Raw genomic sequence first — 17,129 nt, forward strand, 5'->3', positions numbered from 1 at the left:
GGGCGGCCGTCGTGACCTGCCGTCGCACGGCAAGCGCTCGGCAGACGCGGTGCTCGAGCTGCCGCGGCAGGTGCACGGCTGCCGCCCGCACCGCGATTCCCGCCGGGGATGCCACGGCAGTGCCGGACGGCGCGGCCGTGCCTGTGGAGTCGCCGGCGGTCCGGGCTTCCGCCCGGACGGACCGGTGCGTCCGGCGCGGTGAATCCGGCGGCCCCGCCGGTGCGGGCGGCGGATCGGCCGTGCGGGTACGTCATCCGTGGTCACACGGTCGGCGGAGTGTCTCCGCGGCTGAACCGTTCGCCGATCCAACACGCTGTGATCGGCGCACGTTTGACGCCCGTTCACCAGGGCCGCAGAACGTACGCCAGGGCGAACGCACCCGGGACATCCGGCGCTGTTCGCCGCTTGCCGGTTCACCGGCAGCACTCGGCGAGCGGAAGGCGGCACGGTGGCGTTGAACGGGCTGGGCAAGTGGCGCAGGCGCCTGCGGGGCGGGAGGACGCAGCGCAAGGTCGCCGTCGCGGTGGTGGCGGCCGGGCTCGCGATCGTCGGGCTGCCGTCCGCCGGCGCCGCGACGGGAGCGACGCCGTTCACGGCGTCCCCGCAGTCCTACGACCTCACGGGGTCGGCGTACTGCTCGACGGCCACCGGGCTCGCGGGCGTCGCGCTCGACGCCAACCTGATCTCCAACCCGGGCGCGGAGTACGCCACGACCCGCGGGGAGCTTCCCGGCGGTGCGGGCACCGCCGCGGGCAGCGGGGTCACGGACCCCGACGCCGTGCTCCTGCCCGACTGCTGGTCGCTCACCTCCACCGTCGCCGGCACCGACGCGGCCAACGAGATCGCCAGCGTGGTCGCGGCCTCCTACCCCGGCAAGGCCGGCACGCGGAACTTCTACGGCGGCAAGAGCGCCAACGACAAGGCGCCCACCGGCACGGTCACCACCGCGACCCAGACGATCGACCTCGCCCCGCTCGGGGAGGCCGCAGGCAGGCGCTTCGCGCTCCAGGCGAGCCTGGGCGGCTACGCCAACCAGGACGACGCCACCTCCGTCAGCGCGACGTGGGAGGACTCCGAGGGCAACCCCGTCGACGACGGCACCTCCCGCCCCGCGGTCACCACGCTGGGCCCGGTACTGGCGGCCGACCGCGGCGACACCTCCAGCATGCTGCCGCGCAGCCACTACGGGACCGTCCCCGACGGCGCGACCCGGGTGGTCGTCACCCTGACCTTCACGATGGGCGGCGCCGGTCACAACGACGCCAACGCCGACAACATCAGCCTCGTCGTCGGCGACGGCGCGGTCGCCCCGGCGGGCCAGGACTACGACCGGTCAGGCACCTGCCCGCACCCCGCCGCGACGGGCGCGGGCAAGAACCTGATCTCGAACCCGGGCGCCGAGGACCACGTCTCCGTCGCCTACCCGTACGGCACCGGCGCCGGCGCCACCCACCCCGGGCAGGCGGACGCCACCGTCGAGGTGCCGGCGTGCTGGACCAGCCACGGCGACCTGCCCTCGCCCGACGCGGTCGTGGAGTCGAGGGCCCAGAAGGGCCCGTACCCGGGCCTGGAGGGATCGCGGTACTTCTTCGGCGGGACCAACTCCAGCGCGACCCCGGCGGCGAACCCCGGCTTCACCCCGGCCCCGGGCTTCCGCAACGACATCCAGGGCGTGACGACCACCGCGGCCCAGACCGTCGACGTCAGCGGCATGGACGCCGGCGGCCACCCCTTCGCCCTCTCCGGACAGCTCGGCGGCTACTCGACGCAGGGCGACTTCACCGTGGTCCAGGCCGCCTTCGAGGACGCGGCCGGCACCACCCTGGCCGTGGCGCAGATCGGTCCGATCACCGAGACCGAGCGGGTCGCGGCCGCCGACTACCTCGCGGCGAAGGGCGGCGCGCCCGCCGACAGCGGCATGCTGCCCACCCAGACGCTCGGCACCCTGCCCAAGGGCACGGCCGAGGTCGTCATCACCGTCTCGGCCACCGCGATCTCGGCGGGCAGCGACAGCAACGGCATCGCCGACGACCTGGGCTTCGTGATCGATCCCACCTCCTCCGGCACCCACGCGCAGAACTACGACCTCACCTCCGGCACCCACGGCGGCGTTCCGAACTGCCCCGACCCGGCGACCCCGGCGCTGGACCAGAACCTGGTCTCCAACCCGGGCGCGGAGGAGTTCACCTCCGACGTGTGGTTCGGTGCCCCCGGCGACGCGTCGGTGTCCGTACCGGACTGCTGGGCGAGCGCCTCCCCGCTGCCCGCTCCCCGGGCGGTCGCCGAGTCGTACGCCCAGGCGCCGTCGAGCTACCCGCCCGCGCGCACCGGCAGCCGCGTCTTCTGGGGCGGCCACGACCCCCAGAACGCGATCGCTGGTGTGGCCACCACGCAGACCCAGCCGATCGACCTCGGCCCGCTCGGCGACGTCACCGGCAAGTCCTTCAAGCTCTCCGGCCTGCTCGGCGGCTACGCCACGCAGAACGACAACGCCGTGGTGACCGCCGACTTCCGGGACGGGGGCGGCAGGACGCTGACGGTCGCGAGCATCGGTCCGGTCAAGGCCAACCAGCGTGCCGGCCTCTCCGGCCTCGTCCCGCAGGCCTGGTACGGGACCGTCCCCGCGGGCGCGGTCAAGGTCGTCCTGAAGATCACCATGACCGCGGTGAACACCGGCGCCGACAACAACGGCGAGGCCGACGACCTCAGCCTGGTCATCGGCGACACCACCAGGCCGGCCGGCCCGATCCTGCAGACCCTGCCCTACGACGCCAGCGGCGGCGGCGAGGTCCGCATCGACCCGACCACGGGCCTGCCGCTGCCGCCCGCCGGCGGCCTCTACCGCCCGGCGGGGGTCTCGGCGGCCGGCGGCGTCGTCTACGCCTCCAACACCGGGGACAACGTCATCGCCGCCCTGGCGAACGGGCAGAGCAAGGTCGTCGCCGGCTCGCTGGAGGGCTCCGGCCTCAGCGGCGACGGCGGTCCTGCCACCGGCGCGACGCTCTACCAGCCCGGCGGCACCGCCGTGGACGCCAAGGGCGACCTCTTCGTCGCCGACAGCGCCGACAACGTGGTGCGCGAGATCACCCCCGACGGGGTCATCCACCGGGTCGCGGGCACCGGGGAGGCCGGGGACGCCTCCAGCCTCGTGGGCCAGGAGCAGCGGGTGGCGACCAGCACGTCGCTGAACCACCCGCAGGCGGTCGCGGTCGACGCGGACGGCGACGTATACATCGCCGACACCTTCAACAACCGTGTGGTGAAGCTCCTGCCGAACGGCAAGATCACCTCCTTCGCGGGCAGCGGCCGGGCCGGATACGCCGGCGACGGTGGCACGGCCCGCAAGGCGGAGCTGAGCATGCCCACCGGGGTGGCCGTCGACGGGCACGGCGACGTCTACATCGCCGACGCGTCCAACAACGTCGTCCGCAAGGTCGACGCGAAGCGCGGCACCATCACCACGGTGGCGGGCGACTACGCCAAGGACAAGGCGGAGAACGACGGCCGCGGCGGCTGGTCCGGCGACGGCGGCCCCGCCGTCGAGGCCCAGCTCAACGTCCCGCAGGGCGTGGCCGTCGACAGCGCGGGCGACCTCTTCATCGCCGACACCTTCAACAACGCGGTCCGCGAGGTCACCCCCGACGGCGTCATCACCACCGTCGTCAACGCCGCCGCGCCCGCCGCCGGCGGCGAGAGCAGCGGCCAGGCCCCGGCCGCCTCGCACCTCAACACCCCGTACGCCGTCGCGGTCGACCTGTCGACCGGCGTCCTGTACATCGCCGACACCACCAACAGCGCCATCGCCGAGGTCCTGGGCATCGCCCGCTGAACAGCAGGCCCGGCCCCGACCCCGACCCCATGACGAGGAAAGAAACCCGCATGCCCGACCAGAACACCCCATCGAGCAGCCGCGGCACCTCCCGGCGCGCCTTCATCGCGGGGGCGGCCTCGATCGCCGCCGCCGCCGGGATGTCCGGCGTGCTGCCCGCGCAGCTGGCGCGCGCCGCCTCGGCCGACCGGCGCAGCTTCGACCTCTCCCAGATCAAGCACGTCGTGTACGTCATGCAGGAGAACCGGTCCTTCGACCACTACTTCGGCACCTTTCCGGGCGCGCGCGGCTTCAGTGACAAGAAGGCCGTCAAGCTGCCGAACGGCAACTCCGTCTTCCAGCAGCCCGACCCGGCCAACCCGGACGGCTGGCTGGAGCCCTTCCACATGGACACCGTCAAGACCGGTGCCGCCGCCGTGCCGTCGCTCTCGCACGACTGGCGCGACCAGCACGCCGCCTGGAACGAGGGCGCGATGGACGGCTGGCTGGTGTCCCACCTCGCCTCCGACGGCGACGTGAAGGGCTCCTACACGATGGGCTACCTGAAGAAGGAGGACATCCCCTTCCACTGGGCGCTCGCCGAGAACTTCACCCTGCTCGACCACTACTTCTGCTCGGTGCTCGGGCCCACCTACCCCAACCGGGCCATCTGGATGTCGGGCACCAACGACCCGCAGGGCAAGCAGGGCGGCCCGATCCTGGAGACGGTGCAGCCCAACACGCTGGCCTGGAAGTCGGCGGCCGAGGTGCTCTTCGACGCCGGGTACACGGTCAAGACGTACACCAGCTCGGGCAGTTACAACTACTTCGGCTGGTGGGCCAACTTCAAGGAGCCGGGCCTCGTCCCGGCGGAGCTGTACAACCGGATCCGGCTCAACGGCACGCTGTTCGGCGACGGCACGCCCGGCGGCGTGGGCGACCCGCTCAACCCGACCCTGGCGGGCACGCCCTACCTCGGCTTCGAGGAGGACTGCGCCAACGGCACCCTCGCCGACGTCACTTGGCTCTTCCCCGACGGCCCCTACGCGTCCGACGAGCACCCCCCGAACACCCCCGCCGCGGGCGCGTACTTCCTCGCCTCCAAGCTGGAGGCCCTCGCGGCGAACGAGGAACTGTGGAATTCGACGGTCTTCGTCATCAACTACGACGAGAACGACGGCTTCTTCGACCACGTCCCGCCGCCCGTCCCCGACCGCGGGGCGTATCCCGAGGAGTACGTGAGCCTGCCGTCGCCAAAGGGCACACCCGGCGGTGGCCTGCCGGTCGGCGCCGGCTTCCGGGTGCCGTGCATCGTGGTGTCGCCGTGGACCGTCGGCGGCCACATCTTCTCCGAGATCTCCGACCACACCTCACCGCTGCGGCTCATCGAGTCGGTCACCGCGGCCGGCGGGCTCTCGGGCAAGGGCCCGGTCACCTTCGACGCCATCACGCGGTGGCGCCGGAAGACCTTCGGCGACCTCTCCGGCGTCTTCCGCACCGACGCCAGGCCGGCGCCTTCGGACCCGGAGTTCCGGGAGGAGGCGCGGCTCGCCAACGTCAACGCGCAGGCGGAGGCCGCCACCCAGCCCATGCCGCAGGTGCCCGGAGCGACGCAGGAGATGCCCCGCGCCCGGCACTGACCCCGGACCCCACCTCCTCGGCTGCAGGTGCCGCGGGGGAGGCGGTGCGGGAACCGGGGGTGCGCCGCGGTCTCGGCGGCTGCGGCGCCGCTGCCGCCGAGGACCGGCGTGAACGGCGCGACGGGAGGGCGCGGGGACGTCCGGGCAGTGACCCGCCCCGCCTCCGCGCGCTCTGCCCGACGGCGGGGGCCGCCCTGATGATGAGCAGACCGCACGTGATCCGGGCGGCGTCCGCGCCACTGCCGCGTGCAGGCGGACCCAGCGAGGAAAAGGAGTCCCCGTTGTTGCTTCTCATCTCCCCGGACAGCGTCGAGGAGGCCCTCGACTGCGCGAAGGCGGCCGAGCATCTCGACATCGTGGACGTCAAGAAGCCCGACGAGGGATCGCTCGGCGCGAACTTCCCGTGGGTGATCCGGGAGATCCGCGGCGCGGTCCCGGCCGGCACGCCGGTGTCCGCCACCGTGGGCGACGTACCGTACAAGCCCGGCACGGTGGCCCAGGCCGCGCTCGGCGCGGTGGTGTCCGGGGCGTCGTACATCAAGGTCGGCCTCTACGGGTGCACCACTCCCGACCAGGCCGTCGAGGTGATGCGCGGGGTGGTCCGGGCGGTGAAGGACTACCGGCCGGAGGCGTTCGTGGTCGCCTCGGGCTATGCCGACGCCCACCGGATCGGCTGCGTCAACCCGCTCGCCCTGCCGGACATCGCCCGCCGCTCCGGCTCCGACGCGGCCATGCTCGACACCGCGGTCAAGGACGGCAGCGGGCTGTTCGACCACGTTCCGCCCGACGCCTGCGGGGAGTTCGTCCGGCTCGCCCACCAGGCGGGCCTGCTCGCGGCGCTCGCCGGCAGCGTCAAGGCCGGGGACCTCGGCGCGCTGACCCGGATCGGCACGGACATCGTGGGGGTGCGCGGCGCCGTCTGCGAGGGCGGCGACCGCAACACCGGCAGGATCCGGCCGCGCCTGGTGGCCGCCTTCCGGGCGGAGATGGACCGGCACGCCCAGCAGACCGCCGCCGGCGTCGCCGCTGCGGGCTGACGCCGGCATGGCGAGGCAACAGCCGCAGTCCGCCCGGGAGTTCCGTGGCGTCGAGCGGGCCGGCAGCGGACCGGGCGCCCGGCCCGCGAGCCGCGCGGTGCCGGTGGCCCGCGGTGCGCGTTTCGCGGTCGTCGATCCCGCCACCGGGGAGGCATTCGACGAGGCCCCCGACCAGCGACCGGACGAGCTGGACGCCGCCGTCGACCGGGCCCGCGCGGCCTGGCCCGGGTGGCGGAGCGAGCCCGCTGCCCGCACGGCCGCGCTGCTCGCGGCGGCCGGTGCGGTGGAGGCGGCGGGCGCCGACCTGGCGCCGCTGCTCACCCGCGAGCAGGGCAAGCCCCTTGCCGAGTCGTACGCGGAGGTCGCCCGCACCGCGGCCCGACTGCGCTACTTCGCCGAACTGGCCCCCGGGCGCGTGCCGATCGAGGACGGCCGGCCGGTGCGCAGCGAGGTCCGCTGGCGCCCGCTCGGGCCGGTCGCCGCGATCGTCCCGTGGAATTTCCCGCTCCAGCTCGCGTCCGCGAAGTTCGCACCCGCGCTGGCCGCGGGCAACACCGTGGTGCTCAAACCGTCCCCGTTCACCCCGCTGGCCACCCGGCTGCTGGCGTCGGTCCTCGCGGCCGCCCTGCCCGAGGGCGTGCTGACCGTCGTCACCGGGCGCGAGCCCTTCGGCGCCGCCCTCGCGGCCCACCCGGGCATCCGGCACGTGACCTTCACCGGTTCGATCCCCACCGGACGGGCCGTCGCCGCCGCCGCGGCGGCCTCGCTCGCCCGGGTCACCCTGGAGCTGGGCGGCAACGACGCCGCCGTCCTGCTGGACGACGTGGACGTCGAGCGGATCGCCGACCGGCTGTTCTGGGCGGCGTTCCGCAACTGCGGGCAGGTCTGCATGGCCGTCAAGCGCGTCTACGCCCCGGCCCGGCTCCACTCGCAGGTGGTCGAGGCCCTCGCGCAGCGCGCGAGGTCCGTCGTCGTCGGCCCAGGGCTCGACCCGAAGTCGCAGCTGGGACCGCTCAACAACGCCGACCAGCTCGCCCGGGTGGAGAGCTGCACCGCCCGCGCGCTCGCGGACGGCGCCAGGGCCGCGGCCGGCGGCCACCGGCTCGACCGGCCGGGCTACTTCTTCGCCCCGACGGTGCTCACCGGCGCCGGACCCGGCAGCGCGGTGGTGGCCGAGGAGCAGTTCGGGCCGGTGCTGCCGGTCCTGCCGTACCGCGACGTCGACGAGGCCGTCGCCGCGGCCAACGCCACCGGCTTCGGGCTGGGCGGCTCGGTCTGGGGGAGCGACCTGGACCGGGCCGAGGAGGTGGCCTCCCGGCTGGAGTGCGGGACGGCGTGGATCAACCACCACGCCGAACTGTCCCTCGCCCAGCCCTTCGCGGGCACCAAGGACAGCGGTGTCGGTGTCGCGGGCGGCCCGTGGGGGCTGTACGGGAACCTCCAGCCCTTCGTCCTGCACCGCCCGCCGGACGCGGAGCCGGGAGGGGAAGGATGGCGCTGAGGTTCGACGCGGCGGTGCTGCGCTCGTACGACGGCCGGTTCGCCGTCGAGGAGGTGGCGCTGGAGTCGGGACCGGCCGGCGGCGAGGTCCTGGTACGGGTCGCCGGCAGCGGGATGTGCCGGACCGACCTCGCGGTGCGCCGGTCGGCGGGCCGCTCGCCGCTGCCCGCCGTGCTGGGCCACGAGGGGGCCGGGGTCGTCGTGGAGACGGGCGGGCCCGACACCGGGCTGAGCGCCGGTGACCACGTCGTGCTGAGCTTCGACTCCTGCGGGCGCTGCCGCAACTGCCGGGGCGCGGCCCCCGCGTACTGCGACTCCTTCGCCACGCTCAACCTCTTCGGCGGGCGCACGGACGACGCGGCGCGGTTCACCGACGCGGCCGGGGGCGCGCTGGCGCCCCGGTGGTTCGGGCAGTCGTCGTTCGCCGACTACGCGGTGGTTCCGGCCCGCAACGCCGTGCCGGTCGACCCGTCCCTGCCCCTGGAACTGCTCGGGCCGCTCGGCTGCGGGTTCCTCACCGGCGCGGGCGCGGTCCTCCACTCCTTCGGCGTGGGCGCGGGCGACACCGTCGCGGTCCTCGGCGCGGGTGCGGTGGGCCTGGCGGCGGTGATGGCGGCCACCGCGGCGGGGGCGGTGACGGTGGCCGTCGACCGGTACCCGGAACGGCTGGCCCTCGCGGAGCGGCTGGGGGCGACCGCCGTGCACTCCGCGGCGGCCGGGCTGCCCGGCCGTATCCGGCAACTGACCGACGGGGGCGCGCAGTACGCGCTGGACACCACCGGCTCGGAGCGACTGATCAACGACGCGCTGCGGGCGCTGCGCCCGCGGGGCCACCTCGGGCTGGTGGCGCGGCTGCACCGTCCGCTGCCGCTGGAGGTGGGAGCGCTGGACCGGGGGCGGCGGATCTCCCACATCTGCGAGGGGGACGCGGTGCCGGGCCTGCTCGTCCCGCGGCTGATCGGACTGTGGCGGGCGGGGCGGTTCCCGTTCGACGAGCTGATCGTCACGTACCCGCTCGGCGCGATCAACGAGGCCGAACGCGACTGCGACGCGGGCCGGGTGGTCAAACCCGTACTGATCCCGGACGGGAGGGCGCGGTGAGGGAGCAGGACACGGTACGGCCCGCGGGGAATCCACTCATACCAAGGGGAGCACACATGGTCGGCACGGCGGAGCAGAACACCGGTGTGGAGGACGTGCAGGGGGGCGTCGGCCTGACCGCGCTCATGGTCGCGGCGGCCCGCGCGATCGAGACCTACCGGCCCGACAGCCTGGCCCGGGACCCCTACGCGGAGCATTTCGTGCGGGCCGCACCGGCGTGCGCGCAGTGGCCGCTGCGCATCGAGCAGGTCCCGGACGGGGACGCGAACCCGCTGTGGGGCCGGTTCGCCCGCTACTTCGGGCTGCGCACCAGGGTCCTCGACGACTTCGTGCACCGCTCGGTGCGCGAGTCCGGGGCACGCCAGGTGGTCCTGCTCGGGGCGGGGCTGGACACGCGGGCGTTCCGGCTCGACTGGCCGGACGGCTGCGCCGTCTTCGAGATCGACAGGGACGGGGTGCTGGCCTTCAAGCACCGGGTGCTCGCCGGGCTCTCCGCCGCCCCGAAGGCGGCCCGCGTGCCGATCCCGGTCGACCTGCGCGACGACTGGGCCGGGGCGCTGACCGGCGCCGGCTTCGACGCGGCCGCACCGAGCGTCTGGCTGGCCGAGGGCCTGCTGTTCTACCTGCCGCACGCCGCCGAGACGTACCTGATCGACATGGTGGACCGGCTGACCACGGCAGGCAGCGCCCTGGCGTTCGAGGTCAAACTGGAGCGCGACCTGCTGGACTACCGCGACAGCCCGCTCTACGTCTCGACGCACCGTCAGATCGGCATCGACCTGCTCGCCCTCTTCGACCGCGGGCCCCGCCCCGACTCCGCCGGCGCCCTGTCGGCCGGGGGCTGGACCACCTCGGTCCGCACCCCCTTCGACTTCACCCGCCTGCACGGCCGCGGCCCCCTGCCCGAGCAGGAGAACGACGCGCTGGAGGGAAACCGCTGGGTGTTCGCGCACAGGCCCCACCCGTGAGGCAACCGCCCCGTGCGGCGCGGTTCCCGCCGACACGAGTGCCCCCATCGCTGTGTCCTCGTTTATCGACACCCCACGGAAGCCTCGAATGGGAGAGGCCGTGGATCTCCTGGTACGGTTCCGGCGCCGAGTGTGGCGCAAAAGTCCCTGTGGCGGGTCACATCTCAGCAGCGTAAAATCGCGGACGGCCCGTCGAGCGCCGGGTCGCGCGGAAGGTTCCGACACGCCGTCAATTCGCGCCCGGTGCCGCATGCGCCGGGCAACGGCGGTCTCGAACCCCTCAGGGGGCCATGTCGTGAATTCGGTGTTCCGGCAGATTGTTGTCGTGCTTCTCTCTTCGTCGTGCTGGTGGGAGTGAATTGAAAGCACATGTCATGGACCTGCTGGGTGTTACGGCCGAGGAGGAGGAGCTCTACCGGCACTTCCTGCGTCACCCGCACACGTCCGTCGATGATGTCTGCCTGCTCTTTCCCTACTCGCCGGAGGAAGTCCGGGCCGTTCTGGCAAGGCTGCGCGACCGCCGGATGATCTGCTGGGAGGGCGAAGAGGCGTGGGCGAACGATCCAGAGGTCGTCGTCCCCTGGCTGGCCGAGGAGAAACTGCAACTGCTGCACGAGCAGATGCGGTTGCTCGTCAACCTCCAGCCCGTCATCGACGCACTGAGAAGTGACGGCCCGGCAGGCAACGACCTGTTCGCGCCCGGGGTGTCCCGGCTCACCGGAATGCCGAGCATCCAGGCGCGGATGGACCATCAGGCGTTCACCGCGCGCACCGAGCTCCTGCGGATCACCCCGTACGACACGTTCAACGTCGTCGGACCCGACCACATCCGCCCCCTCGACATGCGCTGCCTGCGGCGCGGGGTACGGGTCCGCAACCTGGTCCGTCCCTGTGCCCTCCGGCACCCCACAACCGCCGCCTATCTGCGGGAGACCACCGCCGCGGGCGCCGAGGTCAGGGTCTCCGACTCGCTGAGCGAGATCATGCTCATCTACGACCGGCAGACCGCCCTGATCCCGGTCAACACCCGGGACGCCTCGGGGGGCGCCCTGCTGGTCCGCGAGGCCGGGCTGGTCACGACGATCGTCAACCAGATGGAACGGTTATGGGAGTCGGGATACACCCCGGAGGAGACCACCCCCGCCGGGGCCGGCGGCACGGCGGGAGCCGCCGACGCTCAGCTCACCCAGGCCCAGATCGCGGTGCTGCGGGCCATGTGCACTGCGAGCAAGGACGAAGTGGGTGCCCGGGCAGCGGGTATGTCGTTGCGCACCTACCGCCGCCACATCGCGGACCTGATCCGCAGGACGGGTGCGGAGAACCGTGTCCAGGCGATGCTGCTGGCGCGGGAGTCCGGCTGGATCTGAACGCGGGTGAGCCCGTGTGCTCACCCGGCTGCCGGGCGCGCGGGCGTCGGCTTGACGCCCAGCGCACGCAGCGCCGGGCTGGTCATGAAGAGCAGGGCGCAGGCCACCAGGGTCCCGCCCAGCACGAGCAGCGCGCCCGTGCCGCCGAGGACCTGCGACAGCACACCGCCGAGCAGCGGGCTGAGCGGTGCCAGGCCGAGACTCACCACGCCCAGCAGCGACATGAGGCGTCCCATCATCGCCTCCGGCGTCTCCTCGGCCACGAGCACCTTCAGCGCCACGTTCAGCGCGGGAATGGCCACCATCCCCGTGAGGAGCATTCCCGCCGGCCAGAACGCGCCGAGCGGTGCAGTCGCCGCGCACAGGGCGGCGCCGAAGGCGAACGCCACCGCCGTCATCAGCCGCCCGGGAGCCAGCAGTTGGCTGATCGGGGCGGAGAGGGCCGATCCGAGCAGTCCGCCCACCCCGGACGCGGCCAGCACCAGGCCGGTGACGGCCGAGTTGCCCCCCCGGTCGTGGACGACGGTGATGATGGGCAGCAACTGCGCGTTCACCACGAGGTTGATGAGAACAGAGAAGGCCAACGCGGCCCGGATGCCCGGGCGTTGCCACACCCAGCGGACCGCCTGCCCGACGTCGGCCCGCATCCCGCCGCCCCCCGGCGTCGGCTGTCGGGCCGCGGACCCCTCCGCCGCGTCTGGGGCACCCGGACGCCGGGGAACCCGGGCCAGCAGCAGACACACCAGGGAGACTGCGTAACTGAGCATGTCGGCCAGGAAGGGCAGGACGCGCGCCAGCCCGTACAGCGCGCCGCCGAGCGGCGGTCCGGCCAGCAGGGCGGCGTGCCCGCGTGCCTCCTCCTGGGAGTAGGCGCCGAACAGCTGCTCCGCCGGGACGATCGCCCGCAGCGAGGCGGCGTGCGCGGGCCCGAAGAAGGCGTCCGCGGCGCCGCTGACCGCGGCCACGCCCAGCACCAGCCCGAAGGGCACGCCGGTACCCATCGAGAAGAGCGCCGCCACCAGGCCGCCGGTCGACACGACGCGTACGGCTTCGCAACTCAGCAGGATGCGGCGCCGGTCCAGGCGGTCCACCCACACCCCGGCCGGTATCGACGTCACGAGGTTCACCGCGATCCGGCAGGCTGCCGCAAAACCGGCCAGTGCCGGCTTCCCGGTGACCGCGAGCAGCAGCAGGGGCATGGCAACATACGTCATGGACGAGCCGAGACCGGAGACCGCGCCGCCGATCCACATCATGCGGAAGCGGAAGTTGCGGCGCAGGGGTACCGGTGGCTCGGGTGCCGGGCCCCGGAGGTGGACGGGCCGGACGTCCTGCCCGCTGCCGCCCGCCCGCTCCTCGGCCGGTGTCGCTTCTTCGTGCACGGGGATCACCTCTCCGGTTCACTCGACGGGCCGCCGGGCATCGCGGTGGGCAGCGGGTTACCCCGGCGCGCGTGCGCGACGACCCGCAGATAGGTGTGGCCCAGCGCGAAGGGCCCGGCGGCGCCGACGCGGTGCGCGTGCAGCAGCTCGCGGTACTCGTCGGCGAATTCCCGGTGCGCCGCGGGCGAGAGCCGGGGCTTCAGCGCCGCCGGGAGCCCGCCGGGCGCCTGCTGCCGCGTCCACATCTCCGCGAACGACGGATAGGGCCGGACGAGCCGCTCGCGGCTGGTCGCGATGCCGTCGCAGTACGGGCTGAGCAGCGCGGTGACCAGGGCCGGGTCACCCCAGCGCAGCGGGAAGGCGTAGGGCAGGGTGGGCGGATCGTACCGGGCCAGCAGTTCGTCGGTGCGGGCGTGCAGGGAGTCGGCGGTGTGCGCGGTGAAGGCGAACACCCCGCCGGGTGCCAGGACGCGGACGACCTCGCGGACGGCGGCGTCGGGATCAGCTGCATAGACCACGGCGAAGTTGCTCAGGACCTTGGTGAAGGCACCGCGACGGTACGGTAGGCGCTCGGCGTCGGCGACCGCCCAGGATGCGCGGCGGACGCGCGCCGCGCCGGCCCTTACCACGGCCTCGTTGAGGTCGCAGGCAACGGTCCGCGCTCCCGCGCGTGCGGCGGCCCGCGCGACGTTGCCGTCGCCCGCTCCGAGGTCGAGCGCCGTGTCGCCCGCGACGACGAGGGCGGCGCGTACCAGATCGCGTGCGGCCGGTTCCTGCACCCGCGCGGTCCCAGCCGCCACCCGGGCCCGGCCCACCTGCCGCTTCCACCGTGCGGCCTGCGGCGGGGTGAGGGGCGGTACGCGGGCGCCGGACGTCCGCGGGGCGGGCTCAGCCATCGTCGTCCTCTGCCGCCGGCATCAGCCGGACGATGAGTGCGGCCATGCCGCGGTTGAGGAACGTACCCGTCCAGCGTGGCTCTTCGACCGGGTCGAGGCGGGAGTAGCGGCTGGTCAGCGCGGTGACGGCGGCGGTCAGTTCGACGCGGGCGAGCGAGGCGCCCGGGCAGTAGTGGGCACCGAGGCCAAAGGTGAGGTGGCGGCCGGCGTCGGGCCGGTCGAGGTCCAGGGCGTCCGGAACGCGGTGGTGCTCCGGGTCGCGGTTGGCGGCGATGATGCTGCCCACGACGCGGTCGCCCGCGGGGATGCGCACCCCGCCGATCTCCATGTCGCGAAGCGCGGTGCGGGGGGTCGCCGAAGGGCCAGGGGTGTCGAGGCGCAGCACCTCCTCGACGGCGTCCCGGACGTCCGCGGTGCCGCGCCGCAGCCGCCTGGGCAGTTCCGGACGGCGGTACAGCTCACGCGCCGCAACGGCGATCATCTGGGCGGTGCTCTCGTACCCGCCGAGCAGCATGGCCCCGCAGAGGGACACCGCTTCGTCCTCGGTGACGCTGCCCGTGGCCCGCCAGGACGCGACGAGCGCGCTCAGCCGGTCGGCGCCCTCGCCCTCCGCCACGGAACCGGTCCCGGCGGCGCGGCGCCGTATCTCGTCCCGGAAGTAGGTCTCGACCCGCGCTGTCGCCGACGCCTTGGCCCCCGCGTCGTTCTCGCGGCGGAAGAGGACTCCGAGGGTGCTGGACAGCCCGGGGCGCGCGGCTGCCGCGACGCCGAACAGGTCGGCCATCACCTGGAACGTGAAGGGGTGGGCGAAGTCCGCCAGCAGGTCCACCGGGTGCGACGTGTCGAGGGCGTCGAGGAGCGCGCCCGCGCGGGCCTCGATCGCGCTCAGGTGGGGCCGTAGGGCCGCGGGGCTGAACAGGGCGGAGACCAGCCGGCGCAACCGGGTGTGGTCCGGGGGGTCGTAGTTCACCAGCGTGCGGGACAGCGGTGCCCCCGGCACGGCCCGGTGCCCGGCAGCGAGCGACAGCCGCGGGTCGGTCAGCACCTGCCGTACGTCGTCCGCGCGGGTGACGAGCCACACCGGCCGCCCGGAGGGTGTACGGACCCGGGCGACGGGGGCGGCGGCACGCTGTGCGGCCATCGCCGCGTGCGGGTCGTCGAGGAAGCCGCCGCCGAACGGGCACCCCTCGGCTGGACGCGCGTGTACGGCGGCGGTGCCGGGACCGGTCCCGGACGCTTCCCCGGCGCGCCGGGCGACCGGGCCGTCCGCGGTGCGGCGTCCCGGGGCGGGCAGGTTCAGGGCGTGGCCCAGGAAGGCCAGGACGTCGGCCACCTGCCCCGTCAGGTGACCGGCGGGGCGGGCGCCGTGTCCGGTGTCCGGCTCCAGGCGCAGCAGCACAGGCCCGCGGCCGCCCGGTACGTCCTGGAGCGCGGCGCACAGCTTGCGGGAGTGCAGCGGGTCCACCCGGGTGTCGTTGGCGCCTGCGGCGAGCAGTACCGCCGGGTACCGGGCGTCCTGCCGCACCTGGTGGTAGGGGGAATACGCCAGCAGGGCGCGGAAGTCGTCCGGGTCGTCCACCGTGCCGTACTCGCCGCGCCAGCTCGGGCCGCGCCCGGAACGCTCGTAGCGGACCATGTCCGTCAGCGGCGACAGGCAGACCACCGCGGCGTACGCGCCGGGCCTGCGGGTCATCGCGGCTGCGGCCAGCAGTCCGCCGTTGGACTCGCCGAGGACGCCCAGCCGCTCGGCGGAGGTCCAGCCGGCGGTGACGAGGTGGTCCGCGGCAGCCTCGAAGTCGTCGAACACCTTCGGCTTGTTGCGCCCGGTGCCCGCCCGGTGCCATTCCTCACCGCCTTCGCCGCCTCCGCGCAGGCACGCCACGGCGAACACGCCGCCCGCCCTCACCCAGGCGAGGGCAAGGGGGAAATAGGTGGGCGTCATGGACATCCCGAAGCCGCCGTATCCGGTGAGGACGGCGGGCCGCGGCCGGGGGGCGGGCCGTGTGTCGGCCGCGGGGTGCAGCACGAAGAGCGCGACGGGAGTGCCGTCCGCGGAGACGCACTCCTCGCGGCGTACCGCGACGTCCGGCAGTACGGGCACGGCCGGGGCCGGCCAGGGCTCCGCGGCTGCCGTGCGGGTGTCGAACCGGTAAGCGGTCGGCGGGCTCACGTGGTCCTCGTAGCGGAACCACACCTCGTGCGGGTCGCCCCAGCCCTGGGCGAGTTGGCTGACCTGGCCCGCGCCCGGCAGGTCGACGTGGCGCAGCAGCCGCCCGTCGGACAGGTCGTGCAGGGTGAGCTCGGAGACGGCGTGCCGGGTCCACGCCACCAGGGCGACGGGCCCTCCCGGCCCGTGCAGCGGCACCACGTCCTCCAGCACCGCCCCCGGCCGGGACGGGATCAGGGTGCGCCACGTGTCCGGACCGGGGTCGTCGCCGCGTGTGACGGCGACCCGGCCCCAGGGGGTTCCGCGGTTCGTGCAGAGCCACACCGTGCCGTCGGCGCCGTCGGTGTGCCGCCCGTCCGGCGCCGGGGGCAGCGTGCGCACCCGGGTCGTGGCCGAGTCACCGATCGTCACCGGGCGCAGCGCGGGCTGTGCGGGGTCGGCGCCCCGCAGGTCCGCGAGCCACAGGTCCGTCCCGGTGGCGGCGCCGGCCGATGCGCTGACGACCAGCCACCGGCCGTCGCGGGTCACGGACGGCGCGAAGTAGTACGTGGCGGGCAGGCCCGCGCCGAAGATCTCGCGGTCGGTGTCGGGCGCCGTGCCGACCAGGTGCAGGAACACCCGGCGGTGGTAGCGCGGCCCGGTGCCGCCCTCCAGGCTCCGGACGTAGTAGAAGCCCGTGCCGTCCGGCAGCCAGCCCACTGCGCTGCGCCGCACGCGGTCGACCGGGCCGTCCACGACGCGTCCGGTGGTGGTGTCGAGGACGCCCAGCTGTGCGTCCTCGGTGCCGCCTTGCGACACCTGGAAGACGACCAGAGCGCCGTCGGGTGAGGGGTGCCAGCTGTCGAGCAGCGCGTCCGTGCGCGGCTCGTCCCGGACCTCGCCGCCGGGCGCGGCGGGGTCCAGCAGCAGCCGCTCGCCCGAGGCGTCACGCACCATCAGCACGGTGTGGTCCGCGCCGGGCGGCCGGTGGCGGTAGAACAGCCGGCCGGCGTGACGCCGTACGTCCAGGCGCAGGTCGAGCCCGTAGAGCTCGTCGGCGGCCCGTCGCCATTCCGGCAGGTCGGTCCAGCCGTCGCGAGCCCGGTGCCACAGGCGGTCCTGGGCCGCCTGCCACTGCGGAGTGTCGCCGCCGGGGAACTCCAGCCAGCGGTAGGGGTCGTGGACGGCGGTGCCGTGCAGGATGTCCACCGCCACGTCGCGCTCGATCGGCGGATACATGCGCAGTTTCAGTGCCGCGGACGCGGTCGTCTCAAGGTCCACCCT

Annotated in this window: 10 protein-coding genes; 7 read left to right on the top strand and 3 right to left on the bottom strand. The window is 74.2% G+C overall.

The window, feature by feature from the left end; genetic code table 11:
- Positions 1 to 448 precede the first annotated feature (448 nt).
- The 7 genes from IH54_RS41635 (at position 449) to IH54_RS0115275 (ending at position 11,421) form a co-directional block, all read left to right on the top strand.
- Positions 449 to 3,829 carry a hypothetical protein gene (locus tag IH54_RS41635; protein WP_159011855.1) on the top strand — a complete coding sequence of 1,127 codons (3,381 nt, stop codon included), beginning with the start codon at positions 449 to 451 and terminating at the stop codon, positions 3,827 to 3,829.
- Between the two features lie 50 nt (positions 3,830 to 3,879).
- Positions 3,880 to 5,448, top strand: a complete 1,569-nt coding sequence (locus IH54_RS0115250; RefSeq protein ID WP_052397466.1) for an alkaline phosphatase family protein — start codon at positions 3,880 to 3,882, stop codon at positions 5,446 to 5,448.
- A 281-nt stretch (positions 5,449 to 5,729) separates the two neighbouring features.
- Complete coding sequence (locus IH54_RS0115255) at positions 5,730 to 6,485, top strand: (5-formylfuran-3-yl)methyl phosphate synthase (protein WP_031516986.1); 756 nt, start codon at positions 5,730 to 5,732, stop codon at positions 6,483 to 6,485.
- 7 nt (positions 6,486 to 6,492) lie between these two features.
- Positions 6,493 to 7,986: an aldehyde dehydrogenase family protein gene (locus IH54_RS0115260; RefSeq protein WP_078862221.1), complete on the top strand. Its 1,494-nt coding sequence runs from the start codon at positions 6,493 to 6,495 to the stop codon at positions 7,984 to 7,986.
- On the top strand, positions 7,983 to 9,086 hold the full coding sequence (locus IH54_RS0115265; protein ID WP_031516990.1) for an NAD(P)-dependent alcohol dehydrogenase: 1,104 nt from the start codon (positions 7,983 to 7,985) through the stop codon (positions 9,084 to 9,086). The genes IH54_RS0115260 and IH54_RS0115265 overlap by 4 nt, the downstream gene beginning before the upstream one ends.
- A gap of 56 nt (positions 9,087 to 9,142) precedes the next feature.
- Positions 9,143 to 10,054: a class I SAM-dependent methyltransferase gene (locus IH54_RS0115270; RefSeq protein WP_031516993.1), complete on the top strand. Its 912-nt coding sequence runs from the start codon at positions 9,143 to 9,145 to the stop codon at positions 10,052 to 10,054.
- Positions 10,055 to 10,428: 374 nt separating this feature from the next.
- Positions 10,429 to 11,421, top strand: a complete 993-nt coding sequence (locus tag IH54_RS0115275) for a hypothetical protein (protein ID WP_031516995.1) — start codon at positions 10,429 to 10,431, stop codon at positions 11,419 to 11,421.
- Positions 11,422 to 11,441: 20 nt separating this feature from the next.
- Here IH54_RS0115275 and IH54_RS0115280 read toward each other — a convergent pair whose 3' ends face one another.
- The 3 genes from IH54_RS0115280 to IH54_RS42460 are packed head-to-tail and all read right to left on the bottom strand — an operon-like array spanning position 11,442 to position 17,126.
- Positions 11,442 to 12,803, bottom strand: coding sequence for an MFS transporter (locus IH54_RS0115280; RefSeq protein WP_159011857.1), 1,362 nt, complete (start codon positions 12,801 to 12,803; stop codon positions 11,442 to 11,444).
- Between the two features lie 5 nt (positions 12,804 to 12,808).
- On the bottom strand, positions 12,809 to 13,699 hold the full coding sequence (locus IH54_RS41640) for a class I SAM-dependent methyltransferase (RefSeq protein ID WP_052397468.1): 891 nt from the start codon (positions 13,697 to 13,699) through the stop codon (positions 12,809 to 12,811).
- A complete protein-coding gene (locus IH54_RS42460; protein WP_063762307.1) occupies positions 13,692 to 17,126 on the bottom strand; it encodes a cytochrome P450 in 3,435 nt (1,144 codons plus the stop codon). The genes IH54_RS41640 and IH54_RS42460 overlap by 8 nt, the downstream gene beginning before the upstream one ends.
- Positions 17,127 to 17,129: the final 3 nt, after the last annotated feature.

This window comes from Streptomyces sp. NRRL F-5123, from assembly GCF_000721495.1.
Lineage (GTDB): Bacteria > Actinomycetota > Actinomycetes > Streptomycetales > Streptomycetaceae > Actinacidiphila.